Here is a 15,598-nt window from a genome sequence, read left to right on the forward strand (position 1 = left end):
TATACTCTTAGTAATTATCGCCGTTACATACACTTTCTGTCGTAATATCGCTCTCTACAATATTCATTTCCTCAGTAAAACCGAAAGGCTCGATCAGTGCCGCAATTTCACCACTGTCTTTCAATTTTTGCAGTTCTTCGTTATATGCTTCGCGTAATTCATCATCATCGTTCAAGAATGCAGCTGCACCATAACTTGGTACCCCTTCAATATCTGGTTGTTCAAAATCCGTAACAAATTCAAGTTTTTCATTATCGGCTGATTCTAAAGCCATCTTAATCGTCATTTCTGTACCGGTTGTCACCGCTGCACGCCCTGATTCGACTGCGGAGAATGACGCGGGAATATCCGGAACCATCATAATCTGGTCTTCTGCTACCCCTTCACGAATCATGAAATCTTTTTCTGTTGCGCCGCTCATGACTGCTACTTTGATATCCGGGTTCGCAGCAATATCTTTATAACTCTTCAAATTCATCGGATTGCCTTTTTCTACAATCAGGCCTTCACCATACGTAATTTCCGGTTCACCAAATGACACACTTGAACAACGATCCGGCGTAATCGCCATACCCGCTGTAATGACATCGAATTTCCCTGCTCCCAAGCCCGGGATCAATTGGCCGAAATCAGACAGCTGACCGTCTACTTCGTCCACTCCCAAGTTTTCAAAGACCGCTTTGGCAATAGCTACCGCTGCCCCCTGCAATTCGCCATCCTCTTCATACGCATACGGTTTCTCATTGGCAAAGCCGACTTTGACAACGCCCTTCTCCTTCAAATTATCCAACTTACTTCCACTTTTATCACTTGCAGAATCTGAATCCCCATTACCGCAAGCTGCCAGTAATAAAAGCATCATCACCGCCAAAACACCGATCGCCGATTTCTTCATAATTCTCCTCCTTGATTTTTTCATCAAATTCTTTTTTACTTAGTTGATAGACTACCATAGTTAAAATTTGAGTTCAAACTGTTTTCGGCGATTTCTTTATTTGTAAAACTATGGATAATAACAACAAACGCTTTCGTGACAGCGTTTACACCATTCTTTTTTCGACAGTAATTCGTCTAAAATTTATTTTTATATAGGTGAAAAGACAGAGTTTTTTCCTTTTTACCATTCCACTTAGATTAATCCCCCAATGTATCAATAACCGTCCTTTTTTCCGCAGTAGTGAATTTATAATGAAAATGAAGAAAAATAAAAGAACACAACTCATGGGTAAGCTCCCAAGAGTTGCGTTCTCCCTATGCTTCATTAAATAAAAAATCAGCGGCTGCCCGCAGAATCTGTAAAGATCACTGCAGACAGCCGCTGATTAGATTAAACCTTGATGCCCTCGGCGGGAGTCGAACCCACATTTTAAGCTTCGGAGGCTTACGTGCTATCCATTGCACCACTATCCGCTCCAAGGGTCTATAAACGTTATTATATCAATGGTTTAAGCTTGTTTGAGTACTTTTCTATGCGTGTTATACCTATATATGATGATACTGATATAAGCAGGGAATTGCAAACAAATAAACACCACTAATATATTTTCTTCATCAAAGTTCTTCATTTTCATATAGCTAGATATATTCAAGTAGTATGAAGTAGCTGCCATTGCACTATTGTGTTTCTCTGTATACTTCTTAGATTTCCCATTTTCAACACTCCATTCTCCTCCAGTGACGTGTGGATGACCTAACATCCCTCCTTTAGCTAGGAAAGGGAGTATATAAATGTGGAAATTAACCCCGCCTACACACCCTATATATAAACATGCCGCCCCGACCCAGTTGGAGTCGTTATTAATTCACTCTCAATAACATCACCTGCTAAACCTCTCCTATTCACTAGTGCCAAACAATACGATTATGGAGGTTTAGTAATTCCCCTACACATTTTGTATTCCGTACTTTTAGAAGCAACTCTAATTAATTGCATCAACAAGGAACGGATCAATGGCATTACAATACTTGAATATCACTTACCAATATCTATGCTCATGGGTTACACGAAGCTTTTAATGCAATTCTACGAGCTGAATAATCTTTCATGGGAAAACATGCGGTAAACTCAAAACGCAGGAATACTTTTGAGAAAACTATTTTACATAAGGTTATGATCGAACAAAATATGATATTGACTTCTACGTTGCTTTGAATTAGTCATGCAAATTCTTCATCAAAGCTTATTAGTCCAATCACCAATAATCGCTATACCTTATTACAAATGAAAACAACCTTCGATTAACATGTGACCTCTAACCTAATCCCTTTCACTCCAACAGCCTACACAACGTTCCAGTGCCAATTGATAACGTCTAACTTATACGCTTACAGACTTGCCTTGCTGATACCACTCAATAGCTTAGATAGCTCTCTCTCACTTATTACCATGTCAAGTGATCACCAATTTTCGGTTATTAAATTTCTCTTCTCTTCTTAGCAATCCCGTTTCTCTCTCTGGCATTGTAAGGCTAACCCTCTTTTTAACTGTGCCAAGTTGGCAAAGATATTCAGCAACTCTTCATTAGAAGGGACACAACTAGATATCTCATGTACAAGCGACACATCGCCTTCTTGTAGCTACGATAGCACCTTTTGCAGTTATTCTCGTCACGCTTTATAAACGCTATATGGTAAGCCATTCATTTCCTGTAGCGTTTGAATAGATTAACATTGCCTTCTGATACATTTAAATATTCGATAATGACTTTTTGAAAGCCAAAACTTCCGATTTTGTATATCATGATTGCATCTAGTTTGGATTCGTCATGTCTGCCGTTTATCGGGTTGGACATCTCTTGTCTGTTGCTTAATGTTATTCCAATAATGCCACTAAAATACACCCCAAAAAGCATCGGTATATAGCACCGATGCTCTATTTCCGAGTACGTTTCATCATGAGAAATAATGACTTCCGCTTCGCATATCCTAAAACCAGTATTCAATTCTTATTGAACTAAAGCACCCGTTAGTTGAAGAAGGATTTCATAATTTTAGGCTATTTTCGTAAAGTATTTTAATCAAGAAGACCATTACCAATGTACTCAAAAGTATTCACATCAGCATAGATAATCACATTGTTTGGACTGCCTAAATTTTTAGTAGGGAAATCGATTAAATAGACTTCTTTCCCTTCATATGACTTATCATCAATGTCAATTATCGTATATTCATCCATAATAACTTTGGAGACTTTCCCATCCTTCCAAGTACCATCAATCCATTCTTTTTGTTTTACCGTAAGTTGTTCCCAAACAACTTTTCTAACATCTTTTTCGTTATTTTCCTCATTGAATTGCTCATTATTAACAATGTTTTGGTCATCGCTATTCTTTACTTGCTTATTCTGGTTAGAACAAGCGAATAAACCTAATAAGAGACACGAAGAAAGAATAAATAGAATGGTTTTCTTCAAAATCAACACCTCCTTATTCGATTAGACGACAATCTCCCTTATTCGTTTCAATGCTTAGTCTGCTCTATTGTCAACTGGTCCGCATTTTAGAATAAGTTAAACAACGCTCTTAAACTAACCTGCTCCGTTAGTTGAACAAGGAAATTAACACTAACCTTCGATACAGCCTATTATTTCAACGCAAACAGAAGTTGCCGCCTCATTCCATGCACCGATATCTTACTACTCAGTATACATATCATCCCTTACAGCTGCAGTATTAACCTTTTGCAGACTGATAATTGTACAAAGAAAATCCGTGCTAGAACTGTTGGGATACTTAATGGTGAAATCTCAAAGAATGGCTCTACATCAACAAAACATATCTTAATCCTTACCTTCGATCATAAATGATTTCTGTCCGTTTGAGACTCCTCTTCGCTCTTGTTAACGTGCTTCGGCTTATCCCCGTAATATTTTCCACTTCAGTGAATGATTCTGTTTCCAGTAACTTCATGGCGTGGTCTATTTGCTTTTTAGTGAACTTCTTCGGACGTCCTTCTTTGAAGTTTGGATTCAACTTCGCAACAGCTTTCCCTTCGGCTAAACGTTCAACGATCATATCACGTTCAAACTCCGCAAATCCAGATAAGATTGTTAGCATTAGCCTTCCGTACTTAGTATCTTCTACAATACCCATGTTAATAATGTGTACCCTAACGCCTTTTCGCATTAATTCTTTAATAAGGGAAATACCATCTTCCGCTGTTCGAGCAAATCGGTCTAGCTTAGTTACCGTCAAGGTATCGCCTGCTTCTAGTTTTCCAATTAGCCTTTGGAACTCTTTTCTATCTTTCGATGTTCCTGTAAACTTTTCAGAATAGATGGTAGTGCAGTGACCCTTTTCTTTTAGTTCTGCAATCTGTCCTTCTAAGTCTTGCGATGTACCCGATACCCTTGCATATCCGTAAATTGTCATGATATTTCCCCTTCACTTATGGTCATTAGTTATGACTATGATAATAAGCTGAATCTATCACATTCGCACTCTATGGTCAATACTGTTAAGTTATGATCACGTCAGTGTAACGCCTGAATGAAAACGATGGAGTACTATCAATATCATGATTTGAGTAATCTCGGTATGACTAGTAACATCGGAGACGCAAAAAAGCCGAGCATCTTTTCAGCTCGGTTTCCTTACTAGACAAAGTTGAGGAGTAGGCAGTTTTTGGGGAGGCAGCTTATTCATTTTAAGCTAATAAAATCAGAGTTTTAATAACATATGTAACTATTTCATGAATTACGCACCACATGTTTAATCAACCACTTCAACAAACAGAAAAGAAGAGCCTCAATTAAGTGACTCCCTAGGAAATACTACTGTTTTCTAATCCTTTTAAACACTTCAAGCGGATTGTTTGTGGTTAGCTTCCATTTAACAGGCTGTCCTCCCTCAAACAGTTCATCCCATTCCTTGCGTTCTTGTTCCTTAATACAACGGTGTTCATGCGTCAACCCAGCCATCAATTCTTCAACTGTAACTTCCTTTGTCATTTCCATAATAAGACCATTAACTTTTAGGCGTTGCATAGCCTCATCGCCATACTTATCTTCATACTCCCTAATCTCGTCGCTAATATCTTCCATCGTCGCTAGATATTCATAATACCCTTCAGCATTGCAATACTCGGACGGCTCAACATTTGGTTTGTCTGCAAAGGCAATACCTTGCTGTTCTCGATGTACTAGCATAATCTTCTTGGCGGCTTGATTCGGTTGTTGCACATCCCCGATTTTCCCTGTTGTTTCACATGCTTTAGGTTCAGGTTCAGGTTTAGGCTCAGGTCCAACTGCAGATGGGTTTGATTTAATAGAGCCTTTAAATCCAAAGTACCCCAAGAGCAACTCCCACATCGGTGCATATTGCTTCATAATTTTCAAGTTTTTTACTCTGTCAGTATCAGATACATTAGTAATATTCTTTTCTCTTTCCCTTGCAAGTTCCAATGAACGTTCTCCATACTCGTCCTTATAAACCTGAGTCATAGAAGAAACAAACATGTCCGTCAAGTCTATTGCAAACTCTGAGATTTCCTTGTCTCGTATACTTTGAAGGTAATCATGCATCCCTAGATCACTTTCTTGAATCACACAGAGGTGGGCATCATAGGAGAATTTAAGTCCTAACTGCTTCTGTAATTCCTGATCAAATTCACGCTTAAAAGCCTTTACCTCTTTCTTCTTGGTTTTGAACAACTCATTGCTTTTAATCCCATGTTTAGCAAGAAGAATGCTTCTAATACTAGATATCTCATTAATCTCTTTTTGCTTAAGCTTTCTATGACTATTTTGGGTAGTACATCCCCATAATTCCTTCTGATGAATAATTACTTCTGCCTTAACCAACTTACTGAAGACCGATATAAGACCTGCTTTCAAGCTTTTCATTGATACCTGGAGAAAGTCATCCAGCATCTCAATGTCAGTATCAGCCCTGTTATAATCCTTAATCATTTTACTGAATTGCTTTTGAAGTTTCTCTAGACGTTCACCTTTTGCAACATATAATGCACGAAAAAGCTTTTCATCGACAATACCTAATTCTGTGAGCCACTTAGTAGCACTCATTGGTCTAACTTTATTATCATTCTGAATCAGATAGTTTATAACGAGCGAATTCAGTTCGAATTCACCTACTAATTGTCCTTGACCATTTTTAGATCTATTATCCTTTCTCGGAGCTTTCTCGGTAAGCTTTCCGCTACATCGATAGAATGTTTCTCTTCCTTCTTTGAAGCGTTTGACCAATTCAAAATTCTGTTCTGCTGTTCTAATAACAGCATCCCTAGTATTCGGCATAAGTTTTCCATACCGTTTATAACTTGCCTTTTGAGACTTTGTTCCGTATTTCTTGACAAATTCTGCTGTGCTAAAAATCTGATCCACCCTTAACCTCCCCTTCTTATGTTTTATTTTCTGTATTCAAATCATATATCTGAACGCTCACTTTTATTTGATTTTAATTAGTGTTTAAGGTCATAGGAAAGTATACAAAATCGACCTTATAAATATATTTATTATTAATACCCCGATTCTGTATACTATCTAAACCTTAGATTAGTTAGATATTATCTAATGATGCAGGGTCTTAGAGTTTTCAAAAATGAACTTCGAAGTCCAATACATATTTCTTATGATAAGGGTATTCGATCCAATGACAGTTGCCGCTTATATACGGTCGTTTCCGAGATGCCTTCTGCGTAATTCCGCTCTCATAGAGGGGTAATCTTTCATTATCGTTTCACTGTAAGTAATTGTCATAGCTTCTAGTAACGACTAACATAATAATACTTACAATATTGTAATGCAATAGATTCATCTATTGTTCCCCTTGGAAATATTTAGTGTTCCAAAGACATGAACTATTGTATACACGTTTCGAGATTTACTATAGAAATACTCATTATTTAGGTGTTTTTATTAGTTGAAAGGTACAATAAATCCGTCTCGTATCGGAAATTCTGACAAAGTGTCGGTGTGAAGTAAGGTACTCTCCGCCGCACTCTAATGTTATAAGGTACATATTGACTAGAAGCCGATTATGTTTCCAATAATATCAACTGTCTTCTTGATTACAATTTGACCACGTAACACGATGCCGCCTATGTATCTTAGCATATCTCCACCCTTTTATCCATTACATTACACGAAACCCATAATATGTATTACTGATACAGTAACACAGTAAAAAACGCTTATACAGTTGTCCTAGGGCTAAGAAGAATTGTTAATGCTATAGTAGACAAAAGCTATAGGATTCTTAGTTTCTCAGCGGATAGTACGCTCAGTAGCAATGCTCAATGGGCTTTCTCAACCCATACCAATACCAAAGGGCATGGAAGCTTCACGCTTCAAATCGGATGGAATTGAGCTTGTAAGGGGGTTACAACATACGAGAAGAAAATAACCATCTCCGCCGTTTGAAAGTCTGGATACAAGGATTCAATGGAGCGGCGGTAATATACTTCTATCATTATTCGGGTTGTTTCAACTCATTGATTTTATCAAACATAGAAGTGATGATGTTCTACTGTAAGTAAAAAGATTACTACCTGTTCTCAAAAAATGACACTTATGATAAGCTCAGCTTATTAAGCGTAACAAGATTTAATTCCTTATGAGATAATAGTTAACACGAATAAAATGTAAAGGGTGTGGTAGTACATGGAACCAACAATCTTAATTGGGTTATTTTTTATTACAATATGTATTTTTGCAGTGGGTCTGTTAACTTTTCTATTACCTAAGAAAGTTAGGAAGTTTGTTTGGGTTATATTGGGCATCATTTTAATTTGTAGTTATATCTATCAAGGGGCAATTAGACCTTTGATTATAGGGCAACAAACTGGAAAAGCCATAGAAGTATTAGAAGGTCATTTAGAAGAAAAATATTCAATGGATTCATGGGCAATTACAGATACAGACGATTTTAAAATAGAACCTGTTATAAATCTTCATGTGATTTTCGATAGTGAGCCAAAAGTAGTTTATGAATATACAGTTGAAGATACAGTGGTAAGGCAAGTAAGTATGTGGACTGTATCAGGCACATCGGTTGAAGAAAGTGGAATTGAACCACAACATGCAGAGTAATGATAAGAATATGTGAATGGTTGTACTTCAACTGATGGGTGTGTTAGTTCAAGAAGAATACCACAAAAAGGACCGTAAATGGTCCTTTTCTTAACGAAACATCACAAGATCGTCTAATAGAGCCAAAGATTAAAAGAGATAGGCATGGTGAGTCTATAAGTAAATTGATAGGAATGAGTTGTTTACTACCAATAAATGAAACTTATTCATCATTGAGAACGTTTCAATATCAGGACTTCCATTGTATGGAAACGAGACAGAGAAGAATATGAAAGGAGAGTGTTTTTGGAATGAAAAAGTGGCTTGTATGGATTCTAGTAATAAGTGTCTGCTTAAACTTGTACCAGTTTGGTAAGGATTTTTGGGTGGGACTGTATACGCCTACCGAAGAGGATAGGGTAATTTTAGGTGAGATGACGCAGTTCGTGGTGGAAAGCGAAGAATATCGAAAAATCGCTGAAACTGAGAAAATTTATGCCATCACAACGGGTGTAGATCGTAATAAGGGTGGTGGGTATCCGTTTCATTATGATGTAATGGTAAAAACAGATAAGGAATCATATATCTTCTACTGTATGGACAAGACATGTTCAGATATGGAAATCGGAGGTTGGACATACTCCAGATACAGTGAGGATGAACCAGTATTACCGCTAAAGAAATAGGCAGAGCTGTCGCTGATGATTTATCAACAAGATTAATTGACAGCTCCAATACAAAAGAGATAGGCATCCTATCTCTTCAGATTTCCATATAAGATTGATTCTACAATTGCAACAGTCAACAATCGAATCAGCACACACACTTCCAAACCTTCCTATAGGCGCTTCTGGACGGCGTGGCATCCTACGCAGTTTAGGGTTACCCCCAACACCTGTCCATCGAAAAGTTTGATGCACTTATTACTAATTAAATCTCAAACTCCATACATCTATATTTAGCAGTACCTTCAGTCCACTTTAGTTGGTTGTATTTTGGATTAAACAAATCAATAAGATACTGCTCGAGGTTATCTATTTCATATTTGCTATAGAATGGCAATAAGTAAATTTCCGCCCGCTCTATTTCTTCGGAAAAACGCCTTGTATTTCCACTTTTCCCTGCCATATGGTCAATAACCCTAGTCAGAACTTTACTGCTTCTTCCTATATATAAAAGATTCCCTTTCCTGTCATAAAGCCTATAAATACCGTTTGCTTGGACTGGAATTGCACTGCGCTTTCTTATTTCTTTAATTCCCTTTTCAATGTCTGTTCTATCAATCAGAAAAATCTTACCATCTGTATCAATTTTTATCATTTCAGATAATCCCCCTCTTATTTAACAACCAAAAGTGATTACTTATCAGTCCGAAAACCCATATTAATACGAAGGGTTTATTCAAATCCCTTTTCAATTGCCTGTTCAAGATCTTTTCCGTATATTTGAACATATCGCTGTAGCATCTCAAGGTCACTATGCCCTGTAAGTCTTTGCAATACAAACAAGTTTACACCCGCTTCAACTTTCAACCGACAAAACGTCCTTCTGAAAGCGTGTGGACTCACTGTAACCTCGTTCTCAACCTTTGATACTACACCACAGTGTTTCAACCGTTCTTGAACCGTACGGGGGGTTATAGGGGCGTTCCCAACGCTTATAAACAATGCATCAGTCTCTAGCACACCACGTTCTTCAACATACGCTTTCATAACTGCCTTTAAGCGCTTAGTCATTGGGACACGTCTTGCATAACGGTTCTTTGCTTGTTGAATGATGACTTCTCCTTTGCCATCAAATGCAATGTCTTGAACATTGAGTGAACAAAGCTCTTTAAGGCGTAGTCCAACATGTGCAAAGGTCAACATAATTGCAAGATCACGGAGACCAACAAATTGAGTTATGTCTGGAGTACTTAACAATCTTTCTAATTGTCTCTTTGTAAAGGTTGCTCCAACTGTGTGACGTACCTTAAGCTGTGATACTCCATCAAAAGGATTTTCATCAATATAACTTTTCTTCATACAGAAATTCATAAAGGTTCTACCTGCCCTCATTCTTGCATTGATTGAGGAGACCGCCCTTTTATGTTCCAACATGTATTCGATCCAATTCTCAATATCATTTGCTTTGATAGTTCTCACATCATCCATTAAGACCTCCATATCAGCAAATGCTCTAGATAGTCCTTTAAGTTCTTTAGTATAAAATTTTACTGTGTCTGGTGAAAGCCCTTTAATTTTACAATGCTTAAAAAATTCTTCTGAAGCTTTCTGGAAGTCTTGAGACGTTATTTCCTGCCGTTGAACAAGTTTTTCCAATACGTTTGCACTAACTGATTTTCTTCTCGACATCATTTATGCCCTCCATTGCGTGTTATTCGTTGCGTGGTACTAACGAATGAAAAGCACCCAAACAAAAAAGTCCCTATGCTCGTAGAAAAAACTCTACAAACATAGGAACTCATTGATTTCGTTGTATGCCCTCGGCGGGAGTCGAACCCACATTTTAAGCTTCGGAGGCTTACGTGCTATCCATTGCACCACGAGGACTAAACATGTATGATAAAACTTTAGCCATGATGACTCTGCAAGAGAATAAATTATTTAATTCCCTAAGAGACATCTTCCATTATACCGCAGAATATAATCAAATGCAATGTGTATTTTCAAGGCAAATGATTTGACCTTTGTTGACCTTAATAGGTAAAATACAATTATAGTTGAAATTCAAATGGATTTCAACCGAACGAATATTATGAAGTCATTAAAGGAGGAAGTCTCATTGAATCTAATTCCTACAGTTATTGAACAAACAAACCGCGGTGAACGGGCGTATGACATTTATTCTCGCCTATTGAAAGACCGTATTATCATGTTAGGCAGCGGCATTGACGATAACGTGGCAAACTCCATCGTTGCACAGCTGCTATTCCTCGAAGCTGAAGATCCGGAGAAAGACATCTCCATCTACATCAACAGCCCGGGCGGAAGCATCACAGCAGGTATGGCTATCTACGATACAATGCAGTATATTAAACCTGACATCCGAACAATCTGTGTAGGTATGGCAGCATCTATGGGTGCATTTTTACTGACAGCCGGTACAGAAGGCAAGCGCTACGCATTGCCAAACGCCGAAGTAATGATTCACCAGCCATTAGGCGGCGCACAAGGTCAGGCAACTGAAATCGAAATCGCAGCAAAACGCATCCTGCACCTTCGTGAAAAACTAAACCAAATCTTGGCAGACCGCACAGGCCAGCCAATTGACGTTATCGCAAAAGACACAGACCGCGACAACTTCATGACTGCCGAACGCGCAAAAGAATACGGACTAATCGACCACGTTCTCGAACGCAACGAACTGAAGAAATAACACCATCAAAAGGTTGTCTAGCAAACCATCAAACGGCTTGCTGCGGCAGCCTTTTTTGTTGTTCCTAAACGAACAATGCATAACCAATATAGTCTCGGGTTTAACAGAAGCATCTGCATTCTGACTTTAGAATATGACACCAGTTGATCGGAGTGGAAGGCGGCGACTCAGGGAGGATCAGCCCGACAGGTAAGACAACCAAAGGAAGCGTCAGCGACCTGGGTGGCTTACCGCGGGCCCTCCTGAACGCGTCCGCCTGGAACGCAGTGAAACGATGCTTCCCCTTTTCCGCTTTAACTCTCTTGTAAACGCAAGAATACGAAAGAACGCAAGGCCGATTGAGCGGATAACCAACCAGTATGAGCGCTTGCAAAGCCCAATTGAGCGCTGGACAAGAAGTTATGAGCGGTTACCAGTACACAAAGAGCGCTCGCAAAGTTACTATGATCGCTTATCCAGATTAATGAGCGGCTGGCCTGACTATTTTACAAATCACGGTACAGCACTCATTACTCCAATAACCAGCACAAGTGAAACGGAGTGGAAGGCGGCGACTCAGGGAGGATCAGCCCGACAGGTAAGACAACCAAAGGAAGCGTCAGCGACCTGGGTGGCTTACCGCGGGCCCTCCTGAACGCGTCCGCCTGGAACGCAGTGAAACGATGCTTCCCCTTTTCCGCTTTAACTCACTTGAAAACGTAAGAATACGAAAGAACGCAAGGCCGATTGAGCGGATAACCAACCAGTATGAGCGCTTGCAAAGCCCAATTGAGCGCTGGACAAGAAGTTATGAGCGGTTACCAGTACACAAAGAGCACTCGCAAAGTTACTATGATCGCTTATCCAGATTAATGAGCGGCTGGCCTGACTATTTTACAAATCACGGTACAGCACTCATTACTCCAATAACCAGCACAAGTGAAAAGCAGCGGAAGGCGGCGACTCAGGGAGGATCAGCCCGACCTGGTTCGCTCATCGCGTTCCCCCCAGCTACGGAAAACCACAAAAAAAGATGACGAAACCTCACAAGGTCATCGTCACCCATACCCAAACTTATCCTCACTGCTCACTTTCCACTAACTCCGCCAAATTCTGAAGCGCCAAATCCTCATCAATACCATCCGTACTCAACGTAATCTCCGTACCCTTGGCAATCGCTAAACTCATAATTCCCATGATGCTCTTCGCATTCACCTGGCGATTATCCTTCTTCAAGTAAATATCCGCTGTGTACTTATTCGCTTCCTGTACAAACAATGCTGCCTGTCTAGCCTGTAAACCGGGTTTAATACCTACTTTAACTGTTTTTTCTACCATATTGTGTGCTCCTTTTCTTCCTCTTCTATAGAAGGATCTACTATTAGTTTCCACGCAGCCGTTCTGCGATTTCTTCAATCTTGCGCAAACGATGATTCACTCCGGACTTGCTGACCGGCGTGCCGGTGACCAGCTCACCCAGCTCTTTTAACGTCACGTCTTGATATGCTACGCGCAAGCGGGCGATTTCCTGCAGTCTTTCCGGTAGTTGATCCAAACCGATCGTCTGCTCAATCAGTTTAATATTTTCCACTTGTCTCTGCGCAGCGCCAATTGTTTTATTCAGATTGGCGGTTTCACAGTTCACCAGCCGATTTACACTGTTTCGCATATCGCGCATGATTCGTACGTCCTCGAACTTCATGAGGGATACATGGGCGCCGATAATGCCAAGAAAATCGGAGATCTTTTCCGCTTCCTTCAAGTATGCAATAAATCCTTTTTTTCGTTCTATGGACTTTGCATTCAGGTGGTAGCGATTCATTAACTCGACAAGCGATTGACTGTGTTCCTGGTAGCTAGAGAAGATTTCCAAGTGATAGGAAGAAGTCTCCGGATTATTCACGGAACCTCCTGCCAGAAAAGCTCCCCGTAAGTATGCGCGTGCACAGCAATCTTTTTCAATTAGCTGTGCATCGATTTTATTGATCATTTGAAAGTCATGCGTCATGATGGATAACTCTTCTAATAAATTCTTTGCCCCTTCTCGGATTCGGCAAATATAGACGTTATTCTTTTTCAGACGCATTTTTTTGCGTACAAGCAATTCCACTTTATACGGATATAATGCTTTCACGTTCGAGTACAGCCGGCGCGCAATTGCTGCATTTTCTGTCTGAACGTCAAGGCTCAATTGTTTATTGGAAAAAGACATAACACCGTTCATGCGGATGAATGCAGCGATTTCAGCTTTCGTGCAGCAGTCATCCGCTTCGATCTGCGTCAGCTCTTTCTTCGTTTTGGATGCAAAAGACATGATATTCCCCCTTTTCGGCGATCTTCATATCTATCCGCCTTCTACGTTCTCTCTATATAGCTCATCAGCATTTCCGATACATCCGTTGTTTTGTGCATGACCGTTCCATCAATGATGGTAGCAATCTCCTGCACAAATACTTCCGGCACCAATGCCTGCAGCTTATCCAAATCGTTTTCCACGAGCCATGGCTCATCTTTTTCATTGAGGTTATGCGTGCGTCTGAACGCCTCTGCGTTATTTACAAGCACTGCATCAAGAAACGGTTCTCCCGCGTGGTCATAGAGCGCCTGCACGTGCTCAGAAGCGGTATAGCGGTACGTTTCTCCACGTTGTGTAGTTAAATTACCGACATAGACCTTTTTCGCTGCACTTTCCATCACCGCGTTACGGATGTCCTCGACTAAAAGTGTGGGCAAAGTACTAGTATACAAGCTTCCCGGTCCAAAAACGATTAAATCTGCATTTTTTATAGTTTCTGCTGTTTCAGGTAATGGTTTAACATCTTGCGGTGTAATGAAGACTTTACGGATTTTCCTTCCGTAGAGAGGAATTTTTGATTCTCCTGTAATTATTGAACCATCTTCAAGCTCCGCATGCAAGGTTATCCGCTGATTTGCAGCAGGCAATACTTTTCCTTTAATATTCAGCACAAGACCCATCTGCTCTACCGCACGGGCAAAATCGCCGGTGATAGTCGTCAGGGCTGTCAGCATTAAATTTCCGAGAGAATGTCCTTTCAAGCCATCCGAACCGTCAAAGCGGTACTGGAACATCTTCTCGATCAGCGGCTCTACATCTGAAAGCGCTGCCATAACCTGACGGACGTCTCCAGGCGGCGGGACTTGGTACTGGTCGAATAAACGGCCTGAACTTCCTCCGTCATCCGCCACAGTGACAATGGCTGTCACGTGAATCGGATGACGTTTTAATCCCCGTACAATATTGGAAAGCCCGGTACCGCCGCCAAATACGACGACTCTTTTCATAGTAGTGGATTGCATAGTAATGTCAACCCTTTCTTTTTTCAACATCCCGATGCGAGACACGTGTCGGGTACTCATCCTTGAAGACACCTGTGAAATATTCAGCAAGCGTCACGGAACGGTGCTGGCCGCCTGTACAGCCGAATGCGATTACTGCCTGGCCCTTTCCTTCCTGCTTATACTGCGGTATCAAAAATTTGAATAAATCCGTTAACTTCTCAATCAGCTCTTTCGTATCCGCCCATTTCAGCACATAGTCGGATACTTCGGAATTCAGTCCTGTCAACGGACGCAGCTCCTCCAAATAAAACGGGTTTGGTAAAAATCGCACATCAAACACGACATCCGCGTCAATTGGCATACCGTGCTTAAATCCGAACGACACAAAATTCAATGTAAAGTTCGGTTCACCGGCTTCAGAGAATTCGCTGATAATCTTTTCGCGCAACTGCTTCGGTTTTAAATGGGACGTGTCGATGATCGACCGGGAAAGTCCTTTCAGCTCCGTCAGCAAAATGCGTTCCTTGCGTATTCCTTCGAGCAGCACACCGCCTTCAGATAACGGATGTGATCTGCGTGTTTCTTTATAACGTTTTACAAGCGTTTCATCATTTGAATCCAGGAACAGCAGACTTGTCTTGACGTCCTCCATCTTAAATAAGCCTTCGAGCGCTGTAATCAATGAATCAAACAAGCTTCCTCCGCGTGTATCCATTACAGCGGCAATACGTCTCATTTGGTTATCGGATTTCATCATCAAATCCAGGAATGTCACAAACAGTTCAGGCGGCAGATTATCGATGCAATAAAAGCCCATGTCTTCAAAGCACTGCATGGCCACCGTTTTTCCCGCACCCGACATACCTGTAATAATTACGACTTCATACTCATTTACACTTTGCTGCTGATCCATAA

At 40.3% G+C, this 15,598-nt stretch carries 14 protein-coding genes and 1 tRNA gene; 3 read left to right on the forward strand and 12 right to left on the reverse strand.

Annotated elements, in window-relative coordinates; genetic code table 11:
* Positions 1–7: 7 nt before the first annotated feature.
* The 5 genes from ehuB to SporoP37_RS05295 form a co-directional block, all read right to left on the reverse strand.
* The gene (ehuB, locus tag SporoP37_RS05270; protein WP_085430446.1) at positions 8–895 is read right to left on the reverse strand and encodes an ectoine/hydroxyectoine ABC transporter substrate-binding protein EhuB; all 888 of its coding nucleotides are present in this window, start codon (positions 893–895) and stop codon (positions 8–10) included.
* Between the two features lie 550 nt (positions 896–1,445).
* Positions 1,446–1,697: a hypothetical protein gene (locus tag SporoP37_RS05275; protein ID WP_085430447.1), complete on the reverse strand. Its 252-nt coding sequence runs from the start codon at positions 1,695–1,697 to the stop codon at positions 1,446–1,448.
* A gap of 1,316 nt (positions 1,698–3,013) precedes the next feature.
* Positions 3,014–3,412, reverse strand: coding sequence for a hypothetical protein (locus SporoP37_RS05285; protein ID WP_085430449.1), 399 nt, complete (start codon positions 3,410–3,412; stop codon positions 3,014–3,016).
* Between the two features lie 373 nt (positions 3,413–3,785).
* Positions 3,786–4,370, reverse strand: a complete 585-nt coding sequence (locus SporoP37_RS05290; RefSeq protein WP_085430450.1) for a recombinase family protein — start codon at positions 4,368–4,370, stop codon at positions 3,786–3,788.
* A gap of 401 nt (positions 4,371–4,771) precedes the next feature.
* Positions 4,772–6,340 carry a hypothetical protein gene (locus SporoP37_RS05295; RefSeq protein ID WP_085430451.1) on the reverse strand — a complete coding sequence of 523 codons (1,569 nt, stop codon included), beginning with the start codon at positions 6,338–6,340 and terminating at the stop codon, positions 4,772–4,774.
* A 1,278-nt stretch (positions 6,341–7,618) separates the two neighbouring features.
* On the opposite strand from SporoP37_RS05295, the gene SporoP37_RS05300 reads away from it, so the two are divergent.
* Both SporoP37_RS05300 and SporoP37_RS05305 read left to right on the forward strand, forming a co-directional pair.
* Positions 7,619–8,047, forward strand: a complete 429-nt coding sequence (locus SporoP37_RS05300) for a hypothetical protein (RefSeq protein ID WP_085430452.1) — start codon at positions 7,619–7,621, stop codon at positions 8,045–8,047.
* 290 nt (positions 8,048–8,337) lie between these two features.
* On the forward strand, positions 8,338–8,712 hold the full coding sequence (locus SporoP37_RS05305; RefSeq protein WP_085430453.1) for a hypothetical protein: 375 nt from the start codon (positions 8,338–8,340) through the stop codon (positions 8,710–8,712).
* A gap of 244 nt (positions 8,713–8,956) precedes the next feature.
* On the opposite strand, the gene SporoP37_RS05310 is transcribed toward SporoP37_RS05305, so the two are convergent.
* The 3 genes from SporoP37_RS05310 to SporoP37_RS05320 all read right to left on the reverse strand — a co-directional run bounded on the left by SporoP37_RS05310 (position 8,957) and on the right by SporoP37_RS05320 (position 10,578).
* Complete coding sequence (locus tag SporoP37_RS05310; RefSeq protein ID WP_085430454.1) at positions 8,957–9,346, reverse strand: GIY-YIG nuclease family protein; 390 nt, start codon at positions 9,344–9,346, stop codon at positions 8,957–8,959.
* A gap of 77 nt (positions 9,347–9,423) precedes the next feature.
* Entirely contained in the window at positions 9,424–10,380 is a 957-nt protein-coding gene (locus SporoP37_RS05315; RefSeq protein WP_158233657.1) for a tyrosine-type recombinase/integrase, read from the reverse strand.
* Positions 10,381–10,506: 126 nt separating this feature from the next.
* A tRNA-Arg gene (locus tag SporoP37_RS05320) sits at positions 10,507–10,578 on the reverse strand.
* A gap of 232 nt (positions 10,579–10,810) precedes the next feature.
* Here SporoP37_RS05320 and clpP point away from each other — a divergent pair.
* Positions 10,811–11,404 (forward strand): ATP-dependent Clp endopeptidase proteolytic subunit ClpP, encoded by a 594-nt coding sequence (gene clpP / locus SporoP37_RS05325; protein WP_081242691.1) that lies wholly within the window; start codon positions 10,811–10,813, stop codon positions 11,402–11,404.
* Between the two features lie 1,059 nt (positions 11,405–12,463).
* Here the strand turns inward: clpP and SporoP37_RS05330 are convergent.
* Genes SporoP37_RS05330 through rapZ form a run of 4 tightly spaced genes read right to left on the reverse strand, consistent with a single transcriptional unit; the run spans position 12,464 to position 15,596 of the window.
* Positions 12,464–12,721: an HPr family phosphocarrier protein gene (locus SporoP37_RS05330; RefSeq protein WP_081242692.1), complete on the reverse strand. Its 258-nt coding sequence runs from the start codon at positions 12,719–12,721 to the stop codon at positions 12,464–12,466.
* 43 nt (positions 12,722–12,764) lie between these two features.
* Positions 12,765–13,697, reverse strand: coding sequence for a DNA-binding protein WhiA (gene whiA / locus SporoP37_RS05335; protein ID WP_085430456.1), 933 nt, complete (start codon positions 13,695–13,697; stop codon positions 12,765–12,767).
* Positions 13,698–13,738: 41 nt separating this feature from the next.
* Positions 13,739–14,731: a gluconeogenesis factor YvcK family protein gene (locus tag SporoP37_RS05340; protein ID WP_085430457.1), complete on the reverse strand. Its 993-nt coding sequence runs from the start codon at positions 14,729–14,731 to the stop codon at positions 13,739–13,741.
* Entirely contained in the window at positions 14,709–15,596 is an 888-nt protein-coding gene (rapZ, locus tag SporoP37_RS05345; protein WP_085430458.1) for an RNase adapter RapZ, read from the reverse strand. Before rapZ ends, SporoP37_RS05340 begins: the two co-directional genes overlap by 23 nt.
* Between the last annotated feature and the right edge of the window lie 2 nt (positions 15,597–15,598).

This window comes from Sporosarcina sp. P37, assembly GCF_002109365.1.
GTDB lineage: Bacteria > Bacillota > Bacilli > Bacillales_A > Planococcaceae > Sporosarcina.